The sequence below is a fragment of the Arthrobacter sp. TmT3-37 genome, from assembly GCF_054510835.1.
Window position 1 is genome coordinate 159,954 of record NZ_JBTNDU010000003.1, and the last position, 26,136, is coordinate 186,089.

Below are 26,136 nucleotides of genomic sequence, written 5' to 3' on the forward strand. Positions count from 1 at the left end.
ATGAGCAAGGCAGAGGACGCCGTACGGACGGTCGGGTCGCAGGAAACCGACCGTCCAGCGCCAGGAGCGCAGGAGTCGGAGATCTCCGCACGGAACCGGGAAGCGCTGGGGGCCCTGCGCGCCTTGGCCGAGCACCAGGCCGCCCTGCTCGAGGGTGTGCGCGTCGAACTACCGACCCGCAGGCAATTGAGGCTGCTGCGGTCGCAGGGCAAAGCTGTCGCCCCCACCGCCGACGGCGTGTCGGCGGTCGCCGTCGACCCGTCGGTCCGGCTGGACGCGGCGGGCCCTGCCGTCGGCTATGGCGCGTCCCTGGCCGTGCGCTCCACCGAACCGTTGCCGGGCGGGCGCAGGGACCGCCGTCGGCAGCAGCAGGCACAGGCGGACGACGGCGCGCGGCGACCCCTCGCCGATACGGCCTCCCGGGGGACGGATACGCGCCGCGTCGAGGACATGAGCATCGAGGAGGCCCTCGCCAGGCGCAACGCGCTGATCGAGGACGCCGCCGCGCACGCGGCCGGCCTGCAGGCCGCGGCCACCGACGACCCGTTCTCCGTGGACCCCGCGATGCTGGCACGCCAGCAGGCGCTGGCCGAGCGGGCGGCTGCCCTCAACGCCCGCGCCCGTAATATCCAGGAGGTCGCGGCGCAGGGTCCGCCGCAGCCGTCGGTCCCCCATGATCCGACCGCGGCACACAACCTCTCGTTCGTCGCGCCACCCGAGTTCGTCCGGCTTCCGGGCGGCACGCGATCCGTCCTGCGGGCGCCGTCGACCTCGCTGATACCGGTGGTCATCCCGCGTCCCGAGCGGAACCCCGCCACGGGCGAGGGCGTGTCTGCAAGCTCTTCGGACGGCGGCCCGACGGAACCGATCGGGGCCCGGAGCGCGTTCGGCCTGGAGCCACTCGACGCCATGACCGCCGGCCTCGGACGGCTGCGCCGGCTGCGCTATATCCAGTATTCGTTGCTCGGGGTGGGCGCAGCAGCGCTCGCAACCGGGATAATAATGACCGTCAGCTCCCTCAATGGGTGAAACCGCTGGCACCACACAAGGAGATCAGTGAGCGCTACCGAACAGTCCATCGGCATTGCCCGCACCGCGGCGCACGCCGCGGCGGACAAGATCGCCCAGGATATCGTCGCCCTCGACGTCAGCGACAGGCTGGCGATCACGGACGTCTTCGTCATCGCGTCCGCGCCGAGTGAGCGGCAGGTCAATGCCATCGTCGACGGCATCGAGGAGGAACTGTCCAAGCAGGGCCTGAAGCCCGTGCGGCGTGAGGGGCGCAGTGAGGGCCGCTGGGTCCTCCTCGACTACGCCGAGGTGATCGTCCACGTCCAGCACGAGGAGGACCGGGTGTTCTACGCCCTGGACCGGCTCTGGAAGGACTGCCCGTCCGTGGACCTCCAGCTCGAGGGTGAGCTGCAGACCTCACCGCAGGTCGTAGCAGCCGACGACGCCGCGGAGTGACGCGGAACCCCCACACCCATCCGGCGGCCCGGCGGATCATCTTCTGGCGCCACGGCCGCACGGAGTGGAACCGGTCCGGATTGTTCCAGGGCCAGGAGGACATCGACCTCGACGACACGGGTCGTGAGCAGGCTGCGCGCGCCGCAGAGGTCCTCGTCACGCGGCAGCCCTCGATGATCATCTCGTCCGACCTGCGGCGCGCGGCCGACACCGCCGCCGCACTGGCCGGTCTCAGCAGCATGGACGTCTCCTACGACGTGCGGCTGCGTGAGACCGACGCCGGCGAGTGGCAGGGCCTGTCCTTCGCCGCCATCGACGAGCAGTTCGCGGACGACAACGCCGCCTGGCGCGGGGGAGACCCCGAAGTGCGGGCCGGTGGTGCGGAGAACCGGATCGAGGTGGGACAGCGCATGCTCGCCGCGGTGACGGATGCCGTCGCCAGCATCGCGCCGTCGGAGACCCTCGTGGTCGTCAGCCACGGTGGAGCGATCAGGGCGGCCCTGGCCGCCCTGATGGGGCTGCCCCCGGAGCGCTGGGGTGCCCTTGCGGGACTCTCGAACTGCCACTGGTCGGAAGTGCACGAGGTCGTCGGCAGATCCGGAGCGCTGTTCTCGTGGCAGTTGACCGAGCACAACGTGGGTCTGGGGTCGCTTCCCGTGGAGCCCCTGGAGGGCTGAGATGCCCGAACGGCCGATTTGGCGAAGTCGCGAGAATTTACTAGACTGGTCAAGTTGCTTCGGCGGGGTGAAGGCCTCCTGGAGCAGCACGGCACGGGGCTATGGCGCAGCTGGTAGCGCACCTGCATGGCATGCAGGGGGTCAGGGGTTCGAATCCCCTTAGCTCCACAGTGTAAGGCCCGGGAAACCGGGCCTTTTCTGTTTCCTGTTCACAAAGCGCCCGCTCCCGCTCACAAAGTGAGGCGTGAAGGTCGGCGGTAATGCCTAGAGTCGAGTCGGTGCGGAAGATGTTCCGTCCGTGCCCTGCGCGTTCGTGCGCCGTTCCCTGGCCTGAGCGCCGGTGAATGTGGCTTTCGTGTCCTCACGGTCGAGGAACGCCTGCACAACCTCGTTGACGGCTTCGTCGCGGGCGCTGATCTGCACACCCTGACCCCACACATAGGCGTGCCGGATGCCGAGGGCCCGTTTGATGAGCGGGTTCGCGATCGCCATGAGGCGACCGTTGGTCGCGATGCGCTTGGGGCCTTCGCGGGAGAACTCGTTGACGAGGTCGGCGTTGATCTTCGCCCACCCGGAGTCCTCGGCCGCGAGCTGCAGCTGCGCCATGGATTCCTCGAGGCGGTGCAGGACGGTGTCCCACTGGCCCGCCGAGACAGTGACCGTGCTGTCGCCCGCTGACATCACCGAAGCGGCTTCTTGGAGGCCGAGGGCTTGCAGGATCTTACCCACGGGGCCTCCATCTGTTCGAACGTGCGGTTAGTGGGTACAGGATCAGTACGGGCTGATGCCCGACCACTCCTCGACATACGGTTCGACCGGTTCGAACATGCCCGCCTCGAGCGGCATGAGCAGCAGCCGGTTGATGGCCTGCGACAGGGCGTCGATCGTGTCGTCGTGTGCGCTGTTCGGGAAGTTCTTAGCTTCCTCGATGAGCTCTTCCACGTTTGGGAGCAGCTCGGCTTGGGGGAGTAGGACGTTCCCTGATTCGGTCAGCGGTGAGATTGCGCTGGCGCGGGCGTACTTGGATCCCTCGGGCTCGATGGGGATGAGCCCCACGACCGTTTTGCCGAGCGCGTTCATGACGGCGGGTCCGTTCGCTTTGTCTTCGACGAACTTCGCGACCGCCTGCGGCCACTTTGCGCTCATGGCTTCGATGGCCTTGCAGGTGGCGGTGAAGTTCAGTCGCTCACGCACCATGTCGAGGAGGTAGGCCTGCATGCCGATCCTGAGCCACATCTGGCCGACGACGTAGTCGCTGGACTTGGTGTCCTTGAACGCGAGGTTCCATGACTGGACGAGCTCGGTGTCTTCGCGGCCGACACCGGGGACGGTGCGTCGCCCGTCGGGGTGCTCGAGCCACATCTTTTCCCCATACCGCGCCCACTCTTGTGGAAAAGCGCCGCCCGTGTCAGGGGAGGGGCGGCCCTGGTAGAGGCTGGCCCAGGTGCGGGCGCCGGCGGTGGCCTTGCGCTGCAGCGACTGCTTGAGGGTGCGGCCGCGGGCGGACACCATGAACTCGCCGGGCTTCCTGCCCAGCGGGTCCGTCTCGCCCTTTTCGGGCCGGTGGTCAGCCTGCGCAGGGATATTGAGGACCTTCCAGCCCGCCTCTTTGTCCTGCTCCAACAGGCGCCCTGCGAGGTCGTCCTGATGCCAGCGGGTGAGGAGGACGATTACCGGCGCTCCGGGCGCGAGGCGGGCGGACGCGGGGTCCGTCCACCAGTCCCACACGTTGTTCCGGTACGTCTCAGAGTCCGCTTCCTTGCGATCCTTGATGGGGTCGTCGATGATCAGCATGTCCGCGGGGCGGCCGGTCACACCGGCGCCGATGCCGACGGAGAGGACGCCGCCCGGGTACCCGTCGAGGGTACATTCGTGCACGGCGCCGTTGTCGGACGCGATCTTGAGGTCAATCTCGTCGCTGGTGGTGATCCGGTTGCGGATGACCCGGCCGTTCCTGTTCGCGAGGTTCTGCGCGTAGGAGGCTGTGACGATACGGAGATCAGGGTTTTGGGTGAGGCACCAGATGGGGAAGTCGTTCGCGACGCGGACGCTCTTGCCCTCCTGCGGGACCATGCACACGATGAGCCGGGAGTCGGGGGTGTTAAACGCTTCGACCAGCGCGGCGTCAATCAGGTCGAGGGCCGGTGTCTGCACGGTCTTCGGGTTTGTGGCGAGCGCCATCGCGCCGGGGGAGTTCCACTTCGGTTTGCGCGGCTCGAACTGCATCGCTGCTCGTTCCAGCCAGGACACGCTCATGGTTCCTCAATTCACAGTTTCCACCAGCGACTTCGTCGTGGGGGTACTTCTCGCTGCACATCCTCGAACGTCGCGATCCAGGCATCCATTCGAGCGGCTGCTGGCGTGAAGTGGAAAAGAGAGAGAAGGACGGACGTAAGAACGGCAGCACCGAGAGCAGCGATGATCCATGTCAACATCTCGATACCAGTTCCAAGCTGCTCATATGGGCCGAAGAACGCGGTGTTCGTGTCCAAAGCTTCGATCGGCTGTCCAGATTCCCCGGACATGTTGCGAAGAATTGCACGGGCGGCATCAGCAGCTTGAGCTAGTCGGGCCATCTGGAGGGCGTGTTCCTGTTCGTCATATCGGATGGGATCCGCAGAGGGGATCAGGTAACCGATCAAAACCGTTGCTAAGGCCGCGGTTGGTCCCAAAACGGCAAAGGCGTGCCCTAGACCTTTCGGGCTGCGGCGGCTTCGGTCTTCGCGCAATGCGCTCATCACGATCGCTTGAGTGTCTCTGTCTAGTTCCCGGAACGAGACGATATCGCTTAGTTCGATGCTGCGTCGTTTAGCGACCGATAGCAGCTTGAGCTTGCGTCGCTCACCATCTCGCTTCGACAGTGAGCCATCTGCGTTCACCCAGACCTCGCTGCGCTTTTTTAATGACATGCACCGATTATCGCGTTGCTGACCCACGCGGACCCAACGCTTCCGGAGCCAGTTCTCGCACTATGAGAAGACTATGGGGACACGTGCCCACTGTCAAGCGATAGTACGTCCTGTAACGATGGGTGCTACTGGCATGAGTGCCACACGTCAGCGGCCGTGTAGATGTGCTCCCGGGTTGCGAGGTCGCAGCGGCCGTACAGTTTCCCGCGTTGCGCCCACTTCTTGAGCGTCTCGTACCGGACGGTGATGTGTTTCGCCTCCCTGAGCGCGTTCACGAGGAAGCGCAGGGACCCTGTGGTGTGCCATGCCTGGCCGATCATCCACGCCTGCCGTTCGAGGACATCCCAGACTGCGCCGCACTCCCGGCATCGCCCGCTGGCCCCGCCGACGATCGCAGTGACCATGCCGGGGCAGTCCCCGAACCCGCAGACGCCGAGGCTGATGACGTCAAGTGCCCGGTCTGTGGCCCGCCGGCAGTCGGCGAGAGATTCGGCGAGCTCCTGCGCGAGGTCACCCGCCCAGTCCTCCTTAACGACCATGCGTAGGTGCTCGGCGAGGAACGCGGAGGCCCTGGTCGCGGTGCGGGTCTGGTATCCACCAGCCAGGGCGCCCGCCCACCCATTCAGTACCGAGGCCAGCGTCTCGCCCTTGTCGTGGGCGTCGATGTTCATGCACGGTCGTGAGCCGGTGGCACCGCCGCCGATCGCCGAAGACGTAGCGTCCTGCCGGCGGATCGTGACCTGCAGGTTCGCCCACACGTCCCCGACCGCGGCGAGATCGCGGGTGAGGCTGTCGGTGTGCTTCGCGCAGAGGGTAAACCCATCGAACTGGGGCACCTCGCACCGGCCGTCACCGCACAGGGTCGCCCGCTCCACCGGCGTGAGCGTCTCGGTCATGCTTGTCCTGCCTTCGCTAGTGCTGCTGCCCGGTCCAGACGTCTCATGGCGTTGCGGAATGCCTTGTCGGGGCCATAGCCTCGGCGATGCCAGCCACGCGGGCGCTTCTTGCTCTTGCCCTTTTGCTGGTGACCCACTACTGGTCGCCTCGCAGCCAGACGCTGGCACCGTCGGCGCCGTGCAGGGTTTCGATGGGCATGATGTCCGCGGCGGTGTCGAGGATCCACCGGACGTCGGCACGGTACGACTCGCGGGCCTCCTCGGGGATAGCGTCCCAGGGCTGGGCTTCGTCGAGTTTCCGCCACGCCCGCCGGCAGATGTCCTCGAAGGTCGATGGCACCATGGCCTGCGATTGCCTGTGGTCCTGCTCTGCCGTTGCCGTCATTTTGCCCCTCAAGGCGCCCGCCCTGATAGGTTCCATTCTACTTTACGGGTGGTCAATTCACCCATGAATGATGGGTATTCAAGGCGCGAGTTCGCCGAGGGAGCGAAGTGCGGCGGGCACCACGGTCGGCACGAGTTCCCACTGCGACGGGGTCAGGTTGAGGGCGTCGAGGATGGACCGGATGGCCTGCGCGACGAGGTCGCCCTGCTGCTCAGCCAACCGGACGCGGCGTTCCTCAATGCCGGCCTTGAGCGCTGCCGTTGTGACGGCGACGAGGTGCTTCCGTTCCCCGAGGTACAGCTGATACCAGGCGTTGAACTCGGCACGCTCGGTGGTCGTGTCGACGGGGCCTTGCGGCCCGATGCCCTGCTGAGTTTCCACCGTGCCCCAGACAAGCTGGTCGGGCTCGAGCTCCCGGACCTTCCCCTGCAGCCAGAGCACGGCCCCGTAGGTGCGGCTGATCTCGTCGAGGAGGGCTTTCGCCGGGTCGACGTCCTGCGGCAATCCGAGGGTGACGATCGCTCTCTCCATGGTCTCCCGTGCTTCCTGTTCCGCTATGCGGGTCGCTGCCGCCTTCTGCGCCTGGGGCGACTTACCCCCGTGCCGGGCGCACCGCTTCTGCCCCCGCATCGCTGGCGCCGCACACTCGCCCCCGCCACGCTTCTTCGCACCACACTTAGCCACCGATGATGCCCCAAGTTCCTATCAGAGTCGGTGCTATGACTTCCTGTGCGGTCTCAACAAACCACCTCTTGAACTCAATGAGCACGGGAATTACCGAGATGGCACTGACCGCGGCGAGGGTGATTCCAAAGATAGTTAGGCGCCTGTTGGTCCCGTCCTGTTGCTCAGCCCTTGTGTCGGCTGATTTCCTAGCCTTGGAGGTCTCGGTAAGGTTGTCAGCCATAAGCTTGAGGTAGTCGGCGTTCTCCTCATGCTGCAGGTTGGCCTGGGTCAGAAGGCCAACCAAGTCCTGCAGGGTAGCTGCGATGACGACGTTGGGGTCAGGAATCTTTTCGAGCTCTAGGGTTGTTGCCGGTTGAGTAGTCAGCTCTTCCCGGCCAGGCTTTTCTCCTTCTCCCGTCGTCTCGGCTGGCTCTGGTTCCGGTTGTGGGTCTGAGGGAGCCGGTGCTGCCTGACCCCTTGGGGGGGTGGTGAGCGTTGGAAAGTCCCATTGCAGCTTCGGTAAGTCGAAGTTGAACTTGGGTATCACACTGGCTGCTCGAATTTGCGCGCTAATCCCATTTGCTAGCTCATTTAGCGTGGCCCGCATGCGAACGTCGAAAGCTTCGAATTCGGCGAGCTCCTCAGGGGAAACGGAACTGAGATCCCCTTTATCTTTCAGTTCTGCAATCTCTTTATAGCGGCGGTAGAGCATGCCTTTCTTGGGCTGAGGCTTGTCCTCATTCTCGTCGGTCACTTCGTCAGCTTACCCATGGCACGATTCCTTCTGGGTGCGATCGTCGCCAGCAAACGGAAGAGGTTGCGGTAGCGTCTATGCGTCGTTTCGTGGAAGTCGGCCCGGAGTTGTGCATGGGTCAGCCCAAGCGCCGCGCACTCAGCACCGCCACGTTTTCTCGCACCACACTCAGTCATGAGACGCTGCTGTGATCATGGCGCTGCGCGGGTCTTGTGTCATAGCAGCCGCATCGCCCGAGAATGTGCACCGGTCATCGAACGATAAGATAACTTTATCGGTGTCTTGGCAAGGGATTTGGATGACAGGTGCTTCGAATGTGCAGTGCTCGAAGCGCATAGTTAACCCTTCCTGCTGTCCTATTCCCTGAATAACCTGCGCACGTCCTCTTATGAAAGTGCAATCTTCAAAATCCATTTTTAGATCAGTGAATGCATTCAGCATCAGGAGATGGCCGCCGTCGAAGATGCAACGTAGAAAGTAAACCCGCTCTACTGAAGGATGCAGATTGTTTAGGAACAGATTACCTCCAGTGAACTGGCAACTGAAAAATGCGACGACGTTCTTCCCCTGCGCATTTCGGATGCCATCAAGATCCAAGATGCCTCCGCGCAACTTGAGCTTCGAGAAGACGTACGGGCTCGCGAGCACTCCTGGCATTTGCAGCTCGCCGTTCTCGAGGATCCACTCTTCCAAATCGGGAATGACTGATCGTCGGAGATCTATGGTCATATCCTTCCAGGACTTTCGTTCGTCGACAGTGCTGCTCATTCTCGTTGTAAGAATCTGCCAGCCCGCTTCTAGAAACGGGGAACTCGTGAAATTTTTTTCACCCTCTAAAGGTTCGACTGGTTCCGTGCGCACTACTGAACAGAAAAGATCAATGCAAAGCTGCTGCTCATCGCGGTCAGAACGATCTTTCCATTCATCTGCGAGGGACCCTAGGGCATGTAGGCCTGCAAGACGCACCGCGACTTTATCGGAAGCTATCTGCGAGGCGGCTTCGGCATAGCGGGCTCGAAGGGCTGCGACAACTTCCAGATCGTGCTTCCGTGCAACCAATTTGAAATTCTTATTCGCAAGCGCCTGCGCGGCTGCGGCGGTCTTCTGGACTTGCACCCCGGTCTTTTGTGTCTCAACAGCAGTCCTTTGAGCCTCTGCGCTGATCAGTAGCGTGCGTTCTGCTGTCTGCTGCCGGCGGTAGGAAAAGAACAGGGTGACACCTACACCGAGGGCCGCTGCTGCAGTCACTCCATTTCGAATCACTCCGAAAAAAGTATCGGGGTTCATGCGTGGCTCTGCTCGCCAAAAGATGAACTCCTGTGTTTCGTACGAAGCTGCCAGCCACACAAGAACGAGCACGACCGCAAGGGAGAACATGAACCCCCAGAAGAAGATGTAGGGCAGACCGATCGGTTGCGTCTCACCTGCTTGCGCCTTCGCTTCGGCTCTGACGCTGCGGGTTGAGAAGTCGGTTGTCGTGTACCCCATCCGATGAGCTTATTGCTTCAGCCGAGTCTCTAGCACTCAGTTGCGTCGGTGCGGCCCGTCCCATGTCCAAGAGGACTTTTTCCGCAGCGGGTGTGACCAGGGTGGGCGTGCCGTTGCCGACGATGGTGATGAACCCGGGGGTGCCGCTACCCCCACCACGGAACGCCGGCACGGTCTTTTCGCTCACAGAGGGTCGTCGACGGTGATGGTGAGCGGGTAGACGGCGTCCACGTTGCCGTCCTCCGTATAGGTCTCCATGAGGATCCTGTCGCCATCAATGCGGTACCCGTACTCGCAGGCGACTTCCTCAGCGATGAGCAGTTCTTCGAAGATCTGCTGGATGGTTGGTTTGCTCATGCTGGTGTGGCCTTCCTGGCGTGTATTGCGGCGACGAGCTGCTGCCCCTCCTCGTCGGCGATGAACCCTTCGAGGGTGGCGAGCTCGTTCATGCGGGTCCGGTGGGCGGCGGTCAGGTCAGCAAGCCGGTCCGCCTGGACGATGCTCGGCGCCCCGCACGCGATGGCGTGGGCGTACGCGTCGAAGGCATCCACGAACGACGGGCCGCTCATGCCGGCACCTCAGCGTGAAGCTGGCAGGGCGCGAGCTCTTCGACCTTGTCGAGCTTCGCGGTCCAGTAGCGGCCACGGGGTGGCTCGCCGGACATGTCCCACACCTTCTGGTCTGCTTCCTTCTCGGTCGCGGCGACGACACTCACTGGCACGGCGCGGTCCCATCGGGTGACGTAGTAGCCCTCGCGATCGGCGACGGCTCGCCGGTAGTGGAATCGCAGCTGCGCGCTCATGGCCGGCTCATCAGGGTCACGCCGCACTGGCAGGCGTACAGGGTCCGGAGGCGGCGGGTGAGCCGCTCGTGCCAGACGTGACGGTGGGCGCTCATGCCCAGAACACCAGGTAGGGGGTCCACCCGGGCTGCTCGCTGGTCCCGCGGAGGTCCTTGCTCCACTCCTCCTCGGTCCTGAGTGAGGGGTGCGCCCATGCGGGGTGGCCACTCTGCTCCCAGAAGGCGGACGAAGTGGCTTCGGCGATCTTGGGGTCGTGGGTGCCCCACACGACGATGTTGCCGTCCTCGGTCTCCCAGGCTTCGATGGCGGGGACCTGTGTGTCTATGCTTGGCATATCGAATCTAACCTCCGGTCGTGCCCCGGCTGTTCGCGCAGTGCGGGGCTTTTGCGTGTCCGCCCAGTCTATCGGCTGATGATGGGTAAAGCATCACTTGGTAGTGGGTGTTTTAGGCGAGTGTGGCGCGGATGGTGTTGATGTCGCTGGGCCGCCACAGGTACACCTCGGCGCCGGCGGCCGCGAGGTCCTTGTGCCACTCTCGCTGCTCGGGTGCAACCCGGTCGGCCTCGGTCTTCAACTCGATCGCGACCAGGCGGGGGCCGCGGACGGCGAGGATGTCGGGGAAGCCCGGCTTGATCCGCTGGACCCTGCCCTTCACGGGGCGGTTGTCGGGGGCGTGGTACCACCGCCACCGGTACGCGGTGAGGACGCCCTCGACCTGGCGCTGCAGCTGCTTCTCGGTGATCGCCGCGTACATCCGGGCGAGGTTCGGCGTCGGGGCGCTCACGCGATTCTCCTGTTAGTGGACTTTATGCCCACCCGTGATGGGTTTGTACGGCGCTCAGAGGGCCCAGAAATAGGCGAGACACCCAAATACCCGTGCGGCCTACTTTCGTCGCTCCTGACCCCCGCCACAGGCCGCCCAACCAACAACGAACGCTCATACTCCCACGCACGAAACACCCGAGCCTCATACGCCCGCGCATCCACCAGAGCAATCCGCGTCACCTCCACCCGCCGCAACACCCGCACCCGGTCCTCATCCCGGGTCCCAGCCAGCTCCGAACGCTCCCGCGACAGGCGGATCACCAGGGCGTCCGTGATCGCCTTCGCCTCCTCGAACCTCGACTGCGCAACCCCAACCCGCGAAGGTCGGTAATCGGGGGAGCCGGTCGCCCTACGGGAGGGTGCAGTGTTTGCGCTCATCGGGTGGCTTCCATGAGGGTCTCGATGACGACGAGTGCGTCCTCGACGTAGTCGGCCTGTACGCCTTCGCTGAGGTGTTTCCAGCGCTCGTCGTTGAGGTCGCAAAGGGTGCGAGCGAGGAGCACGGGTTCATCAATCCGCACCCGCTGGATGCCGTGCTCGGCGTCCGCTGCGTCGGCGGCAGCAAGTGCCTTGCGCACGCGCTCAATGGCGAGGCCATCCGTGGAGCCGTAGAACGCGTTCCCTGCGGCTATGAGTCGATGGTCATTCTCGGTGGTGCTCATGGTGTGTCTCCTGGGGTCCAGTGTTTGCCTTGGTGGGTGGGTGGTCTGTCGCCGACGAGGATGTCGGCTCTGCAGCAGTGGCAGGTGTGGGCTTCGTTCTCGGGGTGGTCTTCGCAGGGTGGTCCGGGTGGTGGTGCTTCGCGGGGTTGGTCGGGGCGTTCCCAGTGCTTGCCGTCGAGGAAGATGATCGCCGGGGTGTTCTTGGTGGGGTCGTTCGCTACCCGGATGGCGGCTTCGGCGAGGGCGGGGAAGGACGGGATGGTGCCGAGGTTCTTCCCGACGAGGGACACGATCGCTTCGGTGGACCAGCGGGGCCGGATCTCGTGGAGCAGGGCCGCGAGGATCGTCGCCTGGTTGCGGGTCACGGGGAGAGGATTTTCAGCAGGCAAGCGACTCACACCTCGCGTCTAATGTCCTGAACGATTGCTTGCTTGTCTTGGATTTCATCTTGAAAACCCATCCATGCTGGGAGGTGAGTTAAATACTTGGACTTGGACTTGGAGACGCGTGAGTCACGGGTCCAGTCACGGTCAGTGTCACGCGTGACGTCACGTTCCTGTCTCGTCCGTTGTCCCTTTGCGTTCCCGGTACCGGCGCTGGCGTTCACGCCACTTCGCTCGGTCCTCCTCGACCTGTTCCTTTGTGCGCTGGTATTCGTCCCAGGACAGGAACTGCCAGTCGTTGCCAGCGGGCTCCCAAAACCGAGCGGTCACGAGCTGCTGGGCAAGTCTCCGGCCGCGGGGCCACGACTCCACATACCAGCCAGGCACGAGCCCCTCGGTCAGGTAGTCGCTGCAGTACGTGCCAGCCATCAGCCACAAGCCCATGGCCTCCAGGCCCGCCTGCCGGGGTTTTGGGTGCGAGTGCATCTTGTCGTCAGCGTTGAACCACGCCATCAGTGCCTCCTATTAGAGTGGATGAATGAATATCGAAATTGGTGCCGAGATGGCGGAACAGCTTTGGAGCGGAACGATCGGCTCCCTGGTTGCTGCTTTCATCGGTGGTCTCGTTGCACTGATCGTCGTCCGCCTCACAAATGGACAAGCACGACGCCAAGCTGAACGGCAGGAACAAATTTCGGCTATGGCGGACTTACTCGCCGCTGCTGAGCAAACCTTGTTCATAATCGCGAAAGACGAACGGCTTGCAGCAACTACTTCTTCCTTTCTCAATATGAGGAGCGCTGTTCATCGCCTACACATGAGCGGCGGGGACGCTCGCCCTGTGGCCGAAGTGATAGACAGGTGGCCCTATCTTTTGACCAGCTTGAGAACCGATCTCGAGATGGCAAGGCAAGAGGGTTCGGGTGACGAGGAGAAGTACTTTGGGCGCCTGAACTCGGGCGTAACCGAACTCGTCCTCTCTCTTCGGTCTTGGACCGATGGGTCCAAAAGGACAAGACGAGATGCATTGCGGTCTTTGGGCGATCACAGCAAGAAGCTGGATGCCTACGTTGCTGAGACTGCTGAGTCCGACAATTCACCCGAGGTCCCACCAGAACGAACGCAAGCTTCCGGGTCGGCGCACGGATAGACCAGGACAAAGCTGAGGTCAAGCTCTCACCCCTTGTGCTGCGGCGCCGATGCTGATGAGGTTCAGGGGTGCCGGGGCTATGACGGCATTGCCGGCCCGCCTGCCGCGGCTTTGGGTGGGAGTGCATCTTGTCGTCAGCGTTGAACCAAGCCATTAGGTGTCCCCCCCCTTGGGTAGGCTTTGTGAGCCGCACAGGGCGGCGCTTTCAGGAGGAGCAGCGTGGCGACGACGAAGTGTGGATGGTGCGGGGTGGATACCCACATGACCCCCCAAGGGAGTGCTTGGCGGTCGGGGCGCGAAGAGATGAGATCCAGTCCCGCGCTCGGCTTCTTTCGAGTAGAACTCGTTCAGACGGTCATGGTCTGTGACCAGTGCAACCGTCTTTCGATTGCTTCCGTGTTCTCTCGCGACCTGAGTGAGTTCAACTACACAGAGCAGTACTGGCGTGATCATGAGGCAGATTCTTGGACGCCAGCTTGGGTGGAGGGGCAAGAGCCGCATGATGTTCCGGAGCACATTGCGAAAGCTGCCAGCGAAGCTCATCGCGGAGCCAGCGGTGGCAACCACATGTCCGCAATCTTGATGGCACGCACCGTTATCGAAGCAACGGCGAAGGACAAGAGCATCACCACCGGGACTCTCGCGAAGAAAATCGAGCTGATGCTGGGGGCGCAACTTGTGAGACCGCACGTGAAAGAGGCCGCAGACGAGGTGCGCCACTTTGGCAATGATATGGCGCACGGCGACATTGGCATCCCGGTCGAGAGGGATGATGCCGTCGAAGTGCTCGCGCTGATGGATGAGATCCTGAACGAGGTTTACCAAGGCCCCGCTCGTACTGCTGCGTTGCGGGAACGCCGCCTTGCGCGCCAGGAACAAGCCTAAAATGTGTGATCGTGCAGGAAAGCGGTCATGGAACTGACCGCCGATGACGCTGCCCTTATGGCGCAGGTCATTCCCACGCTTCTGATCATTGTCGCTCTCGAACCTCAGTTGCGTGCAAAGGAGGTCAAGGACAAGATCAAGTCCCCCGCAGGTAGATGGTTTGCCACTAAGGGGAGGGAGTTCGCGACGATCGGCGGTATCACCGCAGTGGCCATGTGCATCTTCGTAGTGTTGACAGATGGACCGTTGCTGGTAGCCACCATCTGGGTTGGTTTGGCCACCCTGTGGCTGGTAGTTGTTATGACGGCACTTCTCGCGATGATGTTCGGTCACGAACAGGGCGGGACGGGCGAGCCATAGGTCAGTCATGACGCCACCCCCAAAGCCTGGGCGCCGATGCTGATGAGGTCGCGGGCGGCGGGCGGGGTGACGGCGTTGCCTGCTTGCTTGACCTGCTCGCGTTTGTTCCCGGTCATGATGTAGTCGTGCGGGAAGGCCATGCCCGCGGTGATCTCGCGGGGCTCGAGCATCCGGAACTCGCACTCGTTGACGTCGGGGACGGTCCATTCGGTGATGCCGTGGTGCTGACCACCGGCGGAGAAGGTGCCGAAGGGATCGGACACGGGTGCGTTGGATGCGGCCAGGTGCTCGGGACTGGTGCCGCGCATAGTGGTGACCATGGCGAACCGGTCGACGGTGGGGATGGTCGGGATGCTGCGGCTGACGGGGTGCATGACGCCGTTGCCGTAGTACTCCATGAGCATGTGGTGGCCCGGCTGGGTGATGAGGGACTGGTGCCCGGCGGTGGTGAGGGTCCTCATGACCTCGTGGGTGGGCGTGGACATCTCGGCGCCGCCGGTGTTGTTCCGCATCAGCAGGGGAGGGTGGTTGAGGAGTCCGGTCTCGTTGCGGGTTGTCTGCGTCCGCATGGCTTCCATGGCGTGGCGCGCTTCCTTCCCCTCCCTGCCCTCGACGGGCACGAGGAGTGATCGCGTGTAGCTGGTGGTCTGGGTCTGGAATGGCTCGGAGTGGACGGGGCTGATGATCTGCGAGCCGCGGACGGCGTCGATGCTGACGGCCTGCCCGTGATACTTCTGCAGGCCGACGCGGATCCTCGCCATGGTCTTGTCGGCGAGGGGCTTGTCGCGGTCGCCGATGCGCTGCCCGCGCAGTGACCAGTCGATCGCGTGGGCAGCGGGCAGCCAGGCGGGCTCGATGACCTGGCTGCGGCAGGTCGAATTCGGGCACCGGTACACGTACTGGGCGCGGTAGCGGCCCCAGCTGGTCGCCTTCTTGAAGACCTGCATGGCGCGGACGGTCTGGTCGCAGGTCGGGCAGTACGCGGCTGGGCGGAGCTGGTCGAAGTCGGGACGTGTGTTGCCCTTCTTCCAGAACATCACGTACATGCGGTCCCGGGATTGGGGCGCGGGGAGGCCGCCGAGCTGGGCGTGCATGCTGTTGAGGTAGACGATGTGGTGGTCGTAACCGAGGGCGGTCATGGCGGCGAGCCAGGCGTCGAACATGACCCAGCGGGCGGCGTCGACGACGTTCTCAGTGATGATCAGCTTGTACTCGTGGTATTCGGCGAAGCGGGGGACGTCCCACATGGTGGCGCGGGACCGGTCGGCGGCTTCGTCGGCGATGTGGTCGCCGAAGAGGTCTGCCTGGTTCGTGATCCGCTTCCGACCCTTGGCGACGGAGTGGTTGGTGCACTCGGGTGACGCCCAGAGGATGTCGCTGTTGGCGACGTACCGGGGGTCGGTCTGGCTGATGTCGGCGCAGACGTGCGAGGTCTGCTGGTGGTTGGCGTTGTGGGTTTCGATGGCGCGGGCCCAGTGGTTCATGGCGGTGCGGACTTCGATGCCTGGGACGTTCATGGCTCCGGTGGAGGATCCGCCGGCGCCGCAGAACATGTCGGTCAGTGTGAGGGTCATGGTCGGGTGGTCTTCCTGTCGCGTCGTGCGTGGTTGGCGAGCTCGTCGTCGAGGATCTGCTGGTGTGCGGTGGTCGGGTGCGTGGAGCGGGGCGAGGCGTTTGATGCGTTCCTCGTTGCGCCGGAGCTGCTGGTCGAGGAGTTGCCGCTGTCGTGCGCTGAGCCGCTGGTACTCGTCCCAGGTGAGCTGCCGCATCAGTCGCTGCACCTGTATTCGCCGGTGATGCGGATGGGGGCGCCGCAGGAGTTGCAGATCTCGGGGGCGGTGAAGGTGGCGGTGGTGTTCATGCTGCGAGGCTCCCTGCGTAGCGCTGGAGGTGGTCAGGGTTGAAGCCCTGCTAGTGGAGGTCGGTTTCGGGGTCGTCATTGGAGACGACGATGACGGGGGCCTGCTGGTAGCCGAGGGCGGCGACCGCGGCAGCGTCGGCAGGGTTTTCGGACAGGTCGACGGCAACGTAGGGGAGTCCGCGCTTCTCGAGCCACCGCTTCGTGGCGGTTCACTGCTGGCAGTTCGGCAGAGTGTAGATCGTGAGCATCATGGTCGTTCCTTTGCTGATGGGTAGTGGTGCCCTCCGCCCGGGGTGGGGGAGGGCACCACTAGGTTGGGTGGGTCAGAAGGCGGGAGCGTCGGCGGCGGGTGTGCCCCAGGGGTCGGCGGCTGGTTGGCTGCCCCAGCTGCCGGAGGATCCGCCGCCATCCCCCCCCCCCCCCCGCCGGAGCGCTGAGTGCGGGTGACGGTAGCGGAGGCGGACTTGAGGCTCGGGCCGATTTCGTCGACGTCGAGTCCCATGACGGTGCGCTTCTCGCCTTCCTTCGTGTCGTAGGACCTCGACTTGAGGCGGCCCTGGGCGATGACACGGGTGCCCTTCGTGAGGGATTCGGCGACGTTCTTTGCGGCCTCGCGCCAGACGCTGGCCCGGAGGAACAGCGTGTCGCCGTCCTTCCAGTCGTTGCTCTGCCGGTCGAACGTCCGCGGCGTGGACGCGATCGTGAAGTTCGCGACCGCCGACCCGGACGGCGTGAAGCGAAGCTCGGGATCGTTGGTGAGGTTCCCGATGACGGTGATGACCGTTTCGCCGGCCATCAGTTGGTACCTGCCAGCCAGTGCGCGTCAGCGTCGGCGTCGACCGCGGGCTCGGGGAGGACCCCGTCCGCGTCGACGACATCCTCGGTCGTCTGGTTGCGCTCGGCTGCCTCGGCGACGAGTTCGTCGGTGAGCTGCTTCGCTTCGCCCGCGGTGAGGTCCTTGGATCCGCTGATCTCGCGGCCGACCCAAGCAGTGACGACTCCGGGCATCTCGTCCTTCGTGGTGTGGCCGAGGGCCTTGAGCGCGTTGCCGAGAGCGGTCTGCTGGGAGCGCGAGCACAGCGGCTCCGCCGTCTCTGCGGCTGGGGCCGGTTCAGGCTGGGCGCCTGGGCGGCTGCGGCGAGGCGGGCGGTCGCGGATTGTGCGGGTGCTTGCTGCGGTCCCGGCGCGTCCTGCTCTCCCATGTCCTCGAGCTCGATCTCCTCCGCGCTGTATGCCATGCCGAGGAGGATGTCCGGGAACACGGTGCGGCACGCTTCGGCGGCGGCCTTCGCGCCGAGCATCGCGATCGGGTCGGACTGGTACTTGGCGTTCGAGGTGTAGCCAGCCTCCTTGGCGCGCTCGATCGTCCAAGTGAGGTCCTGCCACGCTTCGTCGCCCTTCCGACGGATTGAGTAGGTTACGGAGCTGTCGGTGGCGGCGGAGCGCTTCACGCCGTGGCCCTGCCCGATGACGAGGGCGACCACGGTGCGGGCGTACATGCTGGGCATCCCGTGGACGGGGAAGATGTTCTGCACGGCCTGCATGGGGTCGAGGCCGACGGACTTCCCGGCGAGGATGACGGCCGCGGCGTCGTTGGTGAGTTCCTCGACGTTCTTGTAACTGTCCTTGCCCTTCTTGCGGAAGTTCATGGGCAGGAAGCTGGACTGCGCGAGGGCGCGGCCGAGCTGGTGCGCGGCCTGCAGTTCGGCGGCCCACTCCTGCAGCTGCACGACGGCTTCGGTTTTGGGCGGTCCTGCCGGGGTGAGTGCCAGTGCGGCGGGCGCGCTGGTTGCAGCGAGGTCGGTCATTGTTGGGTTCCTATGCTTCTCGGGTTGCCCAGGCGGGCAGGCTGATGGGGTCGGTTTGCGGGTAGCCGGGCCACTCGTTGGTGGCGCGGCAGTGGTTGTAGGTGTTGATGGCGCGGGCGTTGGCTGCCCGGCCGAGATCGGTCGCTTCGGCGTCAAGTTCGACGACGGACACGAGGTACGGGGGTGTCTTTTCGACGAGGATGATCAGGAAGTTGGGCCGGAAGCCGGTGACGGCGTGGATGCCGTCCCGGTAGTGGGAGTCCTGCTGGTGGTAGCCCAGGTCGAAGGCGGTCTTCCCGAACTTCCGTGGATCCGCGTTGGCGGTGGTCTTGAGGTCGGAAACGATCGGGCCGATAAGCGATTCGAGGTCGAGCTTGTCCGGCCGGAATCGGAGCGCGGCCCCGGTCTCGTGCTGCCAGAACAGGGACTGCTCGGCTTTCCGCCGGTGAGGGCGACCCGTGCGACCGGGTGGGCGGCGACGCTGTCCCGCATGGCCTTAACCACCCGGTAGTCCTTCTCGAGGAGCGAGACCATGCCGTCCGCATATGCGGCGTCCCTCTCCTCCCGGGCGGCCTTCGTCCGCCAGTCGGGGAAGTCCAGCGCCGCAATCTGCGAGTAGTCGTCCTCCAGCGCGAGCGAGTGGGTGGCGGGTTCGACGTCGAAGATGGCCTTATGGCTGGGGTTGTCCATTCGGTGCCGGAAGTGCGCCGGGGTTTGCGTGGCGAGGACCTTTAACCCCGTCGCGGACAGGCTGTCGTGCGAGTGGTACGCCTCGTTCGACAGGCTATCGACCAGGCCGGTCTCGGCGATCGTCGCGGTGACTGGTCTTCCTCCAATGGGATTGGTCGGTTGCAGTCGTCGCAGTTGCAGAGTCCGGACGACTCCGAGTAGCGCGGCGGCGGGTGGTGGGATCGTCGTCGGATGGGTCCCAGCTCATGGCAGGTCCTTCGCGTTTGTGAGTTCCCACTGGTGGGGGGCGGGTCGGTGAAGCAGTCGTAACGGTCGTCGCGGCCGCACTCGTACGATTCGGCGTCGTTGCCACAGAGCGGGCAGTTCATCGGAGGCAGCCGGCAGCGATGAGAACGCAAGCGACGGTGATGAATAGGCAGAAGCCGCATGAGATGGCGCGGATCGCTTGGCGGGTCTCGTCGTATCCGGTTGGGCGGCTCATTCCGGCATCCTGAAGGTGAGGTTGTTGATCGCGGTCGCCAGGTTCTGCTGCTCGTGGTCGCGTCAGCTGTTTCGGTTCTGATCGGTGTTCGGCCACCCGTACAGGTCGACCAGGCAGTTTCCGGACCGGAGTCGGCTGATGCGGCGCACGCCTCGATCGCGTGGATCACCTCAAAGCCGTTCACGTCGCGGTGCAGCGCTTGGCTGACCGCGTACACCTGGGCCCGGTAGTTCTCGTCGCCGTCCCGCTCGGTCGCCTCGTCCAAAGCTTTGGGTGGAGGTCCCTGAGGATCGCGACGGCTTCGGCGCGGGTAGGATCTGGGGTGGATGCTGCGCCGTGACAAGTGCTGGATCCGTGGAGGGTCGTCGGCTGGCGCACGGTCACGCGAAGTCCCAGACTTTGGCGGAAGCCGTTCACGAGGAACCAGGGCTCACCGAGCGAGAGCGCCGCATGATCCTCGCACTCCTGCGCGAGATGAAGCGGCCCGACGTCGAGGAGTCCGCCACCAAGTCAGCCTGATCACTCAGCGCCGTCCCAGAAAAGGAACAGCTCGCAGCAAGCAAGGGCCACGAACGGCCCCCCGGGATCTCGGCCACCGAGAAAGAACCGGGCGACCACTAGGGGATCACGATGAATCGACCACTGATAGCCGCCGGTGTAATTGCTACAACGCTTATGCGTCGACTCTCCGCGGGGAAGCTGACGGCCCAGTGAGCGGCGAGACGCTCCGCAACCTGATCCTTGACCGGAAGGGTAGCCGTTCTTACGAGCGGCTAGCCCGAGACTGTGGGGGAGTACCAAAGGCCAACCGGCTGCACGCCATGGTCGCGAACGGCTTGAACAACTTCCCCGACCCCGCCACGATCCGCGGTCTCTCCCGCGGGCTCAACGTCTCGATCACGACTATTGTCCTGGCGTGTGCACGCTCCGTTGGGTTGCCCGTGTCCGAAAGCGGGGACTCGGACGAGCTCGTCCTGCAGGGCGCCGGCGCGCTTCCTGCAGACTCAAAGGAGCTTCTCGTCAATATGTCCAGGCAGCTGCAACATGCCTACTCCCGGCCTTGGGGCGAGGCGCCGGCCCAGAACGACGACGAACTCGCGGCTCGTGTCGGAGAGCACGGTGTCAATCCTGAGGACAATCTGCCCTGACTCGATAATCTCACCGCCGCTCATAGCGTTTTGGGCCTTTTAGATTTCGAAAGAATCATCGCTCAGACTGGGTCAAGGTGACTACCGGACCATCTTGCGGCCGAGGCTCGGCGTGGTCCAGTACGGCTCGACGCCGGCCCACGACCTAGGTCACGCCGGGCACTTGCGCCGGGTAGGACGCTACGGTGGGAGCGTGAATCGTCAGGCTGTCGATCACTAGCCGCCCATACGGTAGGCAGAACACCTCGCTACGATGCCGATCCGCCCCGCATGCATTCTCCGTTCGATACCGGTCGTGGACCCGAGGTGGGTCGGCCTTAGAAAACATCCCCGACGAGGTCCTGTTCGAGTGATGCCCTCAGCCTCCGACGCCCGATCCTGTTCCCCACAGCGGATGACTCGCGATCACCACGCCAAGAAGGAGGGTCGTCGCTCCGACACTGCAAGCGTCCCAGCGACTGACGGACCGATGAGCGTGAAGCTGCACGCCCAGCGTCACCAGCTGGGCACCCAGGAGCAGTAGTGCCCAGACGATCACCACCCACCCTCCGAGCCACAGAAGCGTCGAGACCTGCTCGGCCGCCTCACTGATGAAACCGATCCGCTCGGCCATCAGGAGAGCTGCCCCACCACCCAGGGCCAGCACCGGCGCAACGACCGGCACGACCGGCACGACCGGCACGACCGGCACGACCGGCAACCGACTCGCAGGGGCTCGATCCATGCAGTCAACCTACGCTCGAGCTGTGCGTCGAGCAACGGTATGAACGGTGCACGCGTCACACCCTCCGACCCGACCCGGCAACCCTGTCCGACGGCGCTGCCCGTGCCCGTGCCCGGCACGTAGGACGTAACGCGACCTCCCACCGGCTGACGATTCCGCTCGAAAGCGGTCAGAGCGAGTCCAGCCGGCGCAGCAATGGCCGCAGTTCATGACGATCGATCTGCACCAGGGATTCGACGTCGCGGCCGAGGAACTGCCGGAGGACTCGGCGATAGTCCGACGGGGACAGATCCGTGTTGTGCAGGGCCTGCCGTACGTGGACTGCCTCGGCCAGTCGGAGCCCGACAGTGATGGAACGCGAACGTCCTGCTGCGTGGACGGTCGATCCCGCCGCGAGGACCGACAGGGCGTGAACAGGACGAAGATCGAGATCGAAGCTCATGGGTCCGACGGTAGGCAGGGATGCTGACAGCCATCGGGAGATCACGTGTCAGCGGCGTGAACGCAGCCTGTACTGATGGGAACCGAATTCCGGCTGATCACGGTGTCCGTGGAACGGTGCCGCTACGCTGCCCGTCACGATCGGTGCATCCGGGGACCGAAAGCGTGGGCGAGGAGATTCCCGGTATGAGGATTGGGCAACCACAGCAGCTTGTGCTCACGTCCGTCGGTCATCCTGATGTGCAGGCGGGAAGAGCTGATTCCGTGCCGATAGTCGAGGGAGTCGATATCGTCGCGGCCGAGAATCAAGGCCTTCGGCTGACCGTCGAGCTCGCCCTCCCAGGTGTCCTTCTCGACCTCGACCACCGCGCCGGGTGCGGGTCGACCCCTGGCGAATTTCTTGTCCGCCGCCTGCACTGCGAGGAGTCCCAGACCTCCTGCCGCAGCGACGGCACCGCCCATCGCACCACCTTTCGCGGCGGACCTCAGGGTGAGCTCACGCCGACCGATCCGCACCACGTGATGCGGCGTCAGCCACAGTTCACCGTGGCCCCAGTTCAGCCAGCCCGTCGTGCAGGAGTCCGCCAGGAGGGTGATCCTCATGCCTGCTCCCGCCCAGAAGGTCCTGACAGCACAAGAGAAGTAGGCATCGAGCTCCATTCCGAGAGGGACTGTCGAACAGGGACGCTCCCGGCACTCCCGTGCACGGGAGCCGGCGTGGGCGCCCTGATGCTGTAGAAGCTACGGGGGAGACCTGCAGCGCGCACGAGTACCACCCACCCCACCGGGCCAGCCGGATACCCACATCTCCCGGCCCACTACGTCCTGTGCGCACCAGCAACAGCCCGTTTCCCAGGGGCGGACGATCTCGTACCGCTGGCGTCCAGGCAGCTGGCCCGCGGACCAATCGACGTCGGGACGAGGACGCAGGACAGGACTCACCCCCGGCTCCGCCCGCCTCAGGTGGTCGTGAGGTGAGCGCGCCAATCGACACCGTCAACTCCGGGTGATGGTCAAGTCTCCACGCGACGTCCGTTGTCTCACACGCTCCTGTCGGTCGTTACCGGAGGGCGAGGCGGGGGTCGAGTCCGTAGTGGGCGGGGGCGCCGAGGTGGTCGCGGAGGGTGGCGCCGTCGTAGTCGTGGTGGTAGACGCCGCGCTCCTGCAGGAGGGGGACGACCTCGTCGACGAAGGTGTCGATGCCGTCCTCGTTCACGTCGATGGACACCCAGAATCCGTCGCAGGCCCCGGCTTCGAACCATTCCTGCAGGTGGTCCGCGGTTTCCGATGCGGTACCGACAGGGGTGGGGTGGTAGTCGATGACCCCGTGGGCGAGGATGTCGCGGAGCGTCCATCCTTCCCGTGCAACCTCCAGGGCTCGTGGGGAGCGGGGGTCGAACGGGCTCGGCGACGCAGCCGCCAGCTGCTGAGCAGTCAGGGGTTCGTCGATCTGGCTTGGACCGAGTTGAAGGTTGAGCATCGAGCCGAGGTAGGGGACGCGGGATGCTGCCGTGAGCTCTGCCAGCTGCACGCGCCGGTCCAGGGCTGCGCGTTTGGTCCTGCCGATGGCGGGCATGGCTCCGGCGAAGAACTTGATCTCGTCGGGGTTCCGCCCTGCTTTCGCTGCGGCCTCGCGGTAGGCCTGGCGTTGCCTGCGGGCGTCGTCGATGGTGAATGTGGCGCCGATGACGCCGTTGGCGTAGCGTCCGGCGATCTCGAGTCCGTTGGCGCCTCCTCCGGCGGAGAAGATGACGGGCTGGCCCTGCTCGGACGGTGGGATGGGCAGCGGTCCGCGGGAGGCGACGTACTCGCCCTGCATGTTGATGGGCCGGATTTTGTCGAGGTGAGCGAACCGCCCGGTCTTCTGGTCCTTGATCCACGCGTCCTGCTGCCAGCTACCCCAGAGGGCCTGGGTGATCTGGATGGCTTCGTGGGCACGCTGGTATCGCTGCGGCCGGGGCGCGATGCCCTGGCCGAAGTTCGCTGCAGCATTGGGGTCACTGGTGGTGACCGCATTCCATCCGGCACGTCCGTGGCTCATCACGTCCAGGGCCTTGAACTGGCGGGCGATGTTGAAGGGCTCGTTGAACGTCGTGGAACCGGTGGCGACGAGCCCGATGCGCTCTGTGGCCCGGGCGATCGCCGCGAGGGTCATCATCGGATCGAGGGTGATCTGTGGTGCTTCGTGGTCGATGTCGGCCTGTAGTCCGGGGAAGTCCGGCAGGAACAGGAAGGCGAACTTCCCGCGCTCGGCGGCCTGCGCGTACCGGACCTGCGCGTCGAAGCTCGCATAGTTCGCCGGGTTCACGTTGGGGGCCCGCCAGGCTGAGCTCTGGGACCCGTAGCCGTTGCCCAGGTGCATACCCAGGATCATCTGCGACTTCTTCAAAGCTTCTCCTCGTACACGTGGTCGTTACCAATGCCAGATGCTCGTAGCGCGTGCTGGTCGCTCCGGCCATCTTGATAAGTGTCAACGTTGCCACTAATGTGAAGGTCAAATCGGCGGTTCCGATCACATGTCCCGGAGGTCCAATGCGTATCGGCGAGCTCGCCCAGAAGACGGGCGTTCCTGCCCGGATGCTGCGGTATTACGAGGAGCAGGGCCTCATCTCGCCCCGGCGTCTGGACAACGGGTACAGGACGTACGACGACTACCTGGTGGACCGGGTGAAGAAGGTCCGTGGGCTGGTGGACTCGGGAATCCCGACGCGGATCATCTCGAGTATCCTGCCCTGCCTGGACCAGCCGCAGACCATCGTCGTGAGGAACGCCGAGCCCGGATTGCGGGAGCTGCTGGTGACCGAGCGGGACCGCATGTCGGAGAAGATCGATTTCCTCACCCACAACCGGGACTCCATCACCCGGTACATCCAGGCCATCGACGAGGCCGGCTCCCAGGAGCGGCCGCTCAGAGCAGGGTGAGCCTGTGCTGACACAGCACGGGGCCGGTGGTCCGCTGTCTTCGTGGGATCCACGCGGATCACCCGTCATGGGTGGCGCGGGCCTTGCTGACGAAGAGCGCGCCGACGACGGCGCCGAGGGCGAGGATCGCAGCGACGGTGAAGGCGACCTGTCCGGCGTCGGTGCTCTGGGCGGTGCTGAGGGCACCCGCCTGAGGAGCATTCGCGCCGATGGTGAAGGCGGAGATGAGGATCGCGCCTCCCGCCGCGCCGGCCAACTGCTGGACGGTGGAGAACGCTGCGGTGCCGTGCGGGTAGAGCTCCGCCGGCAGTGAGCCCAGGGCGGAGGTCGTCATCGGCGCCCACATCAATGCCTGCGTTCCGGTCATGACGAGGTAGACGCCCAGGACCAGCCACACACTCGTGTTCTCGTCGATGGTCGTGAGGAACCAGATGGTCCCCACCCAGATGATGGAGCCGGGAATCGCCAGTGGCTTGGGCCCTACCCTGTCGTAGATGCGTCCGCCGAGTGCGGAGACGATCGCGATCATCGCCCCGCCCGGGAAGAGGAATAAGCCCATCTGCAGGGTGTCCAGTCCGAGGACGGCAGTCAGGATCAGCGGCAGGACCAGGACCACGCCGAAGCCGTTCAGCGCGACGAACGTCATCACGACCGTCGGCATGACGTAGGCGCGGGTGGAGAAGATCCGCATGTCCAGGAATGCACCCCCGTTCTTCTGCAGCTTCACCTGCCGGTGGACGAAGGCCGCCACGCCGGCCAGGCCGATGAGGATGGGGATGGCGGGCGCGACCGGTGCGTGGCCGGAGACCGATTCGCCGATCGACGCCAGGCCGAAGACCAGCCCGCCGAACCCGACGACGGACAGCAGCAGGGACACCACGTCCAGGCTCACCCGCTCGGGTGTGGTGACGTTCCGTAGCTTCAGCGCGCCCAGGATTAGTGCTATGACGACGATGGGCAGCATGAGGATGAACAGCCACCGCCAGGACAGCTGGGACAGGATCACTCCCGAGACTGCAGGTCCGACCGCCGGGGCGATGGCGGGAACCGCCGTGACGAGGGCCATCATCCTGCCCCGCCGCGACGCCGGCACCAGACGCATGGTCGTGGTGATCAGCAAGGGAACGAACACCGCTGTACCGATCGCCTGGATGATCCGGCCGGCGAGAAGCACGCCGAAGCCCGGAGCCACCGCGGCGATGACCGTGCCGAGAAGGAAGAGCGACATCGAGCCGAGGAAGATCCCGCGCGTGGTGAACCTGCGCATCACGAACCCCGTCGCCGGAATGAGCACCGCCAGGGTCAGCAGGTACCCCGTCGTCAGCCACTGACCTGTCGTCGGGGTGATGTCGAGGTCCGCGATCAGCGTCGGCAGGGCGACGCCGAGCATCATCTCGTTCAGCAGGACCACGAACGCCGAGACCATCAGCAGACCGATGATCATCGCGCTTCCGGGCGCCATCCGATCACCAGGAGCGCCGGCAGCAGGCGTGGTCTCATCCGGGCCTGCGTCAGGCGTGTAGGCGGCTGCGGCGTCGGGGAGTGGGCGGGGTGCGGTCAGGGCTGTCTCATTCGGTGGCGATCCCGGCACGGGGTTCTCCTGGTCATGACGAAGGGGTCGGAACGAGGCTCGTCGACGGCGGTGGCGCAGGGAGTGCGCGTGAGCGGTCGGCCGCTCGCGGCGTACTTCTGGGCTGCGCGGAACGCGGCCTGGCGGAGCCTCACGTCCTATCGTGCAACCTTCTCATTAG

General features: G+C 64.8%; 32 protein-coding genes, 1 tRNA gene and 3 pseudogenes. 9 read left to right on the forward strand and 27 right to left on the reverse strand.

Features of this window, described 5'->3' with window-relative positions:
- From ACX80U_RS05690 to ACX80U_RS05705, 4 genes are all read left to right on the forward strand, one after another.
- The gene (locus ACX80U_RS05690; protein ID WP_459267712.1) at positions 1–1,029 is read left to right on the forward strand and encodes a hypothetical protein; all 1,029 of its coding nucleotides are present in this window, start codon (positions 1–3) and stop codon (positions 1,027–1,029) included.
- Positions 1,030–1,056: 27 nt separating this feature from the next.
- A complete protein-coding gene (gene rsfS / locus ACX80U_RS05695) occupies positions 1,057–1,467 on the forward strand; it encodes a ribosome silencing factor (RefSeq protein ID WP_133081723.1) in 411 nt (136 codons plus the stop codon).
- Positions 1,464–2,144: a histidine phosphatase family protein gene (locus ACX80U_RS05700; protein ID WP_208741277.1), complete on the forward strand. Its 681-nt coding sequence runs from the start codon at positions 1,464–1,466 to the stop codon at positions 2,142–2,144. The genes rsfS and ACX80U_RS05700 overlap by 4 nt, the downstream gene beginning before the upstream one ends.
- A 95-nt stretch (positions 2,145–2,239) precedes the next feature.
- A tRNA-Ala gene (locus ACX80U_RS05705) sits at positions 2,240–2,312 on the forward strand.
- Positions 2,313–2,408: 96 nt separating this feature from the next.
- Here ACX80U_RS05705 and ACX80U_RS05710 read toward each other — a convergent pair.
- The 17 genes and pseudogenes from ACX80U_RS05710 to ACX80U_RS05790 form a co-directional block, all read right to left on the reverse strand.
- Positions 2,409–2,873 carry a hypothetical protein gene (locus ACX80U_RS05710; protein WP_459267713.1) on the reverse strand — a complete coding sequence of 155 codons (465 nt, stop codon included), beginning with the start codon at positions 2,871–2,873 and terminating at the stop codon, positions 2,409–2,411.
- A gap of 42 nt (positions 2,874–2,915) precedes the next feature.
- A complete protein-coding gene (gene terL, locus ACX80U_RS05715) occupies positions 2,916–4,400 on the reverse strand; it encodes a phage terminase large subunit (RefSeq protein ID WP_459267714.1) in 1,485 nt (494 codons plus the stop codon).
- A gap of 11 nt (positions 4,401–4,411) precedes the next feature.
- Entirely contained in the window at positions 4,412–5,053 is a 642-nt protein-coding gene (locus ACX80U_RS05720; protein ID WP_459267715.1) for a hypothetical protein, read from the reverse strand.
- A gap of 125 nt (positions 5,054–5,178) precedes the next feature.
- The gene (locus tag ACX80U_RS05725) at positions 5,179–5,949 is read right to left on the reverse strand and encodes a hypothetical protein (RefSeq protein WP_459267716.1); all 771 of its coding nucleotides are present in this window, start codon (positions 5,947–5,949) and stop codon (positions 5,179–5,181) included.
- A 136-nt stretch (positions 5,950–6,085) separates the two neighbouring features.
- A complete protein-coding gene (locus tag ACX80U_RS05730) occupies positions 6,086–6,334 on the reverse strand; it encodes a hypothetical protein (protein ID WP_459267717.1) in 249 nt (82 codons plus the stop codon).
- 78 nt (positions 6,335–6,412) lie between these two features.
- Positions 6,413–6,865, reverse strand: coding sequence for a hypothetical protein (locus ACX80U_RS05735; RefSeq protein WP_459267888.1), 453 nt, complete (start codon positions 6,863–6,865; stop codon positions 6,413–6,415).
- Between the two features lie 60 nt (positions 6,866–6,925).
- Positions 6,926–7,018, reverse strand: a pseudogene (locus ACX80U_RS05740) (HGGxSTG domain-containing protein); the annotation flags it as partial.
- Positions 7,011–7,754 (reverse strand): hypothetical protein, encoded by a 744-nt coding sequence (locus tag ACX80U_RS05745; RefSeq protein ID WP_459267718.1) that lies wholly within the window; start codon positions 7,752–7,754, stop codon positions 7,011–7,013. The pseudogene ACX80U_RS05740 and the gene ACX80U_RS05745, both read right to left, overlap by 8 nt.
- Positions 7,755–7,922: 168 nt before the next feature.
- Positions 7,923–9,242, reverse strand: a complete 1,320-nt coding sequence (locus ACX80U_RS05750) for a hypothetical protein (protein WP_459267719.1) — start codon at positions 9,240–9,242, stop codon at positions 7,923–7,925.
- A gap of 183 nt (positions 9,243–9,425) precedes the next feature.
- Positions 9,426–9,599, reverse strand: coding sequence for a hypothetical protein (locus ACX80U_RS05755; protein ID WP_459267720.1), 174 nt, complete (start codon positions 9,597–9,599; stop codon positions 9,426–9,428).
- Entirely contained in the window at positions 9,596–9,811 is a 216-nt protein-coding gene (locus ACX80U_RS05760; RefSeq protein WP_459267721.1) for a hypothetical protein, read from the reverse strand. The genes ACX80U_RS05755 and ACX80U_RS05760 overlap by 4 nt, the downstream gene beginning before the upstream one ends.
- The gene (locus ACX80U_RS05765; protein ID WP_459267722.1) at positions 9,808–10,044 is read right to left on the reverse strand and encodes a hypothetical protein; all 237 of its coding nucleotides are present in this window, start codon (positions 10,042–10,044) and stop codon (positions 9,808–9,810) included. Before ACX80U_RS05765 ends, ACX80U_RS05760 begins: the two co-directional genes overlap by 4 nt.
- Positions 10,045–10,135: 91 nt before the next feature.
- Positions 10,136–10,378, reverse strand: a complete 243-nt coding sequence (locus ACX80U_RS05770) for a hypothetical protein (protein ID WP_459267723.1) — start codon at positions 10,376–10,378, stop codon at positions 10,136–10,138.
- Between the two features lie 112 nt (positions 10,379–10,490).
- Positions 10,491–10,829: a VRR-NUC domain-containing protein gene (locus tag ACX80U_RS05775; RefSeq protein ID WP_459267724.1), complete on the reverse strand. Its 339-nt coding sequence runs from the start codon at positions 10,827–10,829 to the stop codon at positions 10,491–10,493.
- A gap of 415 nt (positions 10,830–11,244) precedes the next feature.
- On the reverse strand, positions 11,245–11,532 hold the full coding sequence (locus tag ACX80U_RS05780) for a hypothetical protein (RefSeq protein ID WP_459267725.1): 288 nt from the start codon (positions 11,530–11,532) through the stop codon (positions 11,245–11,247).
- A complete protein-coding gene (locus ACX80U_RS05785; protein ID WP_459267726.1) occupies positions 11,529–11,897 on the reverse strand; it encodes a hypothetical protein in 369 nt (122 codons plus the stop codon). The genes ACX80U_RS05780 and ACX80U_RS05785 overlap by 4 nt, the downstream gene beginning before the upstream one ends.
- Positions 11,898–12,080: 183 nt before the next feature.
- Positions 12,081–12,428: a hypothetical protein gene (locus tag ACX80U_RS05790; RefSeq protein ID WP_459267727.1), complete on the reverse strand. Its 348-nt coding sequence runs from the start codon at positions 12,426–12,428 to the stop codon at positions 12,081–12,083.
- 25 nt (positions 12,429–12,453) lie between these two features.
- On the opposite strand from ACX80U_RS05790, the gene ACX80U_RS05795 reads away from it, so the two are divergent.
- The 3 genes from ACX80U_RS05795 (at position 12,454) to ACX80U_RS05805 (ending at position 14,310) form a co-directional block, all read left to right on the forward strand.
- Complete coding sequence (locus ACX80U_RS05795) at positions 12,454–13,065, forward strand: hypothetical protein (protein WP_459267728.1); 612 nt, start codon at positions 12,454–12,456, stop codon at positions 13,063–13,065.
- Positions 13,066–13,284: 219 nt separating this feature from the next.
- Positions 13,285–13,950: a DUF4145 domain-containing protein gene (locus tag ACX80U_RS05800; protein WP_459267729.1), complete on the forward strand. Its 666-nt coding sequence runs from the start codon at positions 13,285–13,287 to the stop codon at positions 13,948–13,950.
- A gap of 27 nt (positions 13,951–13,977) precedes the next feature.
- Positions 13,978–14,310, forward strand: a complete 333-nt coding sequence (locus ACX80U_RS05805) for a hypothetical protein (protein WP_459267730.1) — start codon at positions 13,978–13,980, stop codon at positions 14,308–14,310.
- 5 nt (positions 14,311–14,315) lie between these two features.
- Here ACX80U_RS05805 and ACX80U_RS05810 read toward each other — a convergent pair whose 3' ends face one another.
- From ACX80U_RS05810 to ACX80U_RS05830, 5 genes and pseudogenes are all read right to left on the reverse strand, one after another.
- On the reverse strand, positions 14,316–16,079 hold the full coding sequence (locus ACX80U_RS05810; protein WP_459267731.1) for a DNA cytosine methyltransferase: 1,764 nt from the start codon (positions 16,077–16,079) through the stop codon (positions 14,316–14,318).
- Between the two features lie 142 nt (positions 16,080–16,221).
- Positions 16,222–16,365, reverse strand: a pseudogene (locus ACX80U_RS05815) (thioredoxin domain-containing protein); the annotation flags it as partial.
- A 129-nt stretch (positions 16,366–16,494) separates the two neighbouring features.
- Positions 16,495–16,967: pseudogene (locus ACX80U_RS05820) on the reverse strand (single-stranded DNA-binding protein).
- Entirely contained in the window at positions 16,967–17,179 is a 213-nt protein-coding gene (locus tag ACX80U_RS05825; RefSeq protein WP_459267732.1) for a hypothetical protein, read from the reverse strand. The pseudogene ACX80U_RS05820 and the gene ACX80U_RS05825 overlap by 1 nt, the downstream one beginning before the upstream one ends.
- Before the next feature lie 810 nt (positions 17,180–17,989).
- A complete protein-coding gene (locus ACX80U_RS05830) occupies positions 17,990–18,403 on the reverse strand; it encodes a PD-(D/E)XK nuclease-like domain-containing protein (protein WP_459267881.1) in 414 nt (137 codons plus the stop codon).
- 1,457 nt (positions 18,404–19,860) lie between these two features.
- Here ACX80U_RS05830 and ACX80U_RS05835 point away from each other — a divergent pair.
- Positions 19,861–20,298 carry a hypothetical protein gene (locus ACX80U_RS05835; protein WP_459267733.1) on the forward strand — a complete coding sequence of 146 codons (438 nt, stop codon included), beginning with the start codon at positions 19,861–19,863 and terminating at the stop codon, positions 20,296–20,298.
- Positions 20,299–20,656: 358 nt separating this feature from the next.
- Here ACX80U_RS05835 and ACX80U_RS05840 read toward each other — a convergent pair whose 3' ends face one another.
- From ACX80U_RS05840 to ACX80U_RS05855, 4 genes are all read right to left on the reverse strand, one after another.
- Entirely contained in the window at positions 20,657–21,022 is a 366-nt protein-coding gene (locus ACX80U_RS05840) for a hypothetical protein (RefSeq protein WP_459267734.1), read from the reverse strand.
- Between the two features lie 169 nt (positions 21,023–21,191).
- Positions 21,192–21,464, reverse strand: a complete 273-nt coding sequence (locus ACX80U_RS05845; protein ID WP_133081726.1) for a hypothetical protein — start codon at positions 21,462–21,464, stop codon at positions 21,192–21,194.
- 134 nt (positions 21,465–21,598) lie between these two features.
- Positions 21,599–22,066, reverse strand: coding sequence for a hypothetical protein (locus ACX80U_RS05850; RefSeq protein ID WP_459267735.1), 468 nt, complete (start codon positions 22,064–22,066; stop codon positions 21,599–21,601).
- Positions 22,067–22,523: 457 nt separating this feature from the next.
- Positions 22,524–23,852 (reverse strand): NtaA/DmoA family FMN-dependent monooxygenase, encoded by a 1,329-nt coding sequence (locus ACX80U_RS05855; RefSeq protein WP_459267736.1) that lies wholly within the window; start codon positions 23,850–23,852, stop codon positions 22,524–22,526.
- Positions 23,853–23,995: 143 nt separating this feature from the next.
- Here ACX80U_RS05855 and ACX80U_RS05860 point away from each other — a divergent pair, with 143 nt between their 5' ends.
- Positions 23,996–24,385 (forward strand): MerR family transcriptional regulator, encoded by a 390-nt coding sequence (locus ACX80U_RS05860; RefSeq protein WP_133081728.1) that lies wholly within the window; start codon positions 23,996–23,998, stop codon positions 24,383–24,385.
- Between the two features lie 58 nt (positions 24,386–24,443).
- Here the strand turns inward: ACX80U_RS05860 and ACX80U_RS05865 are convergent, their stop codons facing one another.
- Positions 24,444–25,847 carry a DHA2 family efflux MFS transporter permease subunit gene (locus ACX80U_RS05865; RefSeq protein WP_459267737.1) on the reverse strand — a complete coding sequence of 468 codons (1,404 nt, stop codon included), beginning with the start codon at positions 25,845–25,847 and terminating at the stop codon, positions 24,444–24,446.
- Positions 25,848–26,136: the final 289 nt, after the last annotated feature.

Bases quoted from the DNA above. Each gene is read 5' to 3' on its own strand.
- ACX80U_RS05805 (WP_459267730.1), top strand. From the start codon at position 13,978: ATGGAACTGACCGCCGATGACGCTGCCCTTATGGCGCAGGTCATTCCC.
- ACX80U_RS05725 (WP_459267716.1), bottom strand. From the start codon at position 5,949: ATGACCGAGACGCTCACGCCGGTGGAGCGGGCGACCCTGTGCGGTGAC.
- ACX80U_RS05810 (WP_459267731.1), bottom strand. From the start codon at position 16,079: ATGCGGCAGCTCACCTGGGACGAGTACCAGCGGCTCAGCGCACGACAG.
- ACX80U_RS05840 (WP_459267734.1), bottom strand. From the start codon at position 21,022: ATGGATCGAGCCCCTGCGAGTCGGTTGCCGGTCGTGCCGGTCGTGCCG.
- ACX80U_RS05750 (WP_459267719.1), bottom strand. From the start codon at position 9,242: ATGGGGTACACGACAACCGACTTCTCAACCCGCAGCGTCAGAGCCGAA.
- ACX80U_RS05720 (WP_459267715.1), bottom strand. From the start codon at position 5,053: ATGTCATTAAAAAAGCGCAGCGAGGTCTGGGTGAACGCAGATGGCTCA.
- ACX80U_RS05850 (WP_459267735.1), bottom strand. From the start codon at position 22,066: ATGAGGATCACCCTCCTGGCGGACTCCTGCACGACGGGCTGGCTGAAC.
- ACX80U_RS05765 (WP_459267722.1), bottom strand. From the start codon at position 10,044: ATGAGCGCGCAGCTGCGATTCCACTACCGGCGAGCCGTCGCCGATCGC.
- ACX80U_RS05825 (WP_459267732.1), bottom strand. From the start codon at position 17,179: ATGCCCGGAGTCGTCACTGCTTGGGTCGGCCGCGAGATCAGCGGATCC.
- ACX80U_RS05690 (WP_459267712.1), top strand. From the start codon at position 1: ATGAGCAAGGCAGAGGACGCCGTACGGACGGTCGGGTCGCAGGAAACC.
- ACX80U_RS05790 (WP_459267727.1), bottom strand. From the start codon at position 12,428: ATGGCGTGGTTCAACGCTGACGACAAGATGCACTCGCACCCAAAACCC.
- ACX80U_RS05795 (WP_459267728.1), top strand. From the start codon at position 12,454: ATGAATATCGAAATTGGTGCCGAGATGGCGGAACAGCTTTGGAGCGGA.
- ACX80U_RS05735 (WP_459267888.1), bottom strand. From the start codon at position 6,865: ATGGAGAGAGCGATCGTCACCCTCGGATTGCCGCAGGACGTCGACCCG.
- ACX80U_RS05865 (WP_459267737.1), bottom strand. From the start codon at position 25,847: ATGGCGCCCGGAAGCGCGATGATCATCGGTCTGCTGATGGTCTCGGCG.
- ACX80U_RS05730 (WP_459267717.1), bottom strand. From the start codon at position 6,334: ATGACGGCAACGGCAGAGCAGGACCACAGGCAATCGCAGGCCATGGTG.
- terL (WP_459267714.1), bottom strand. From the start codon at position 4,400: ATGAGCGTGTCCTGGCTGGAACGAGCAGCGATGCAGTTCGAGCCGCGC.
- ACX80U_RS05770 (WP_459267723.1), bottom strand. From the start codon at position 10,378: ATGCCAAGCATAGACACACAGGTCCCCGCCATCGAAGCCTGGGAGACC.
- ACX80U_RS05760 (WP_459267721.1), bottom strand. From the start codon at position 9,811: ATGAGCGGCCCGTCGTTCGTGGATGCCTTCGACGCGTACGCCCACGCC.
- ACX80U_RS05755 (WP_459267720.1), bottom strand. From the start codon at position 9,599: ATGAGCAAACCAACCATCCAGCAGATCTTCGAAGAACTGCTCATCGCT.
- ACX80U_RS05860 (WP_133081728.1), top strand. From the start codon at position 23,996: ATGCGTATCGGCGAGCTCGCCCAGAAGACGGGCGTTCCTGCCCGGATG.
- ACX80U_RS05780 (WP_459267725.1), bottom strand. From the start codon at position 11,532: ATGAGCACCACCGAGAATGACCATCGACTCATAGCCGCAGGGAACGCG.
- ACX80U_RS05845 (WP_133081726.1), bottom strand. From the start codon at position 21,464: ATGAGCTTCGATCTCGATCTTCGTCCTGTTCACGCCCTGTCGGTCCTC.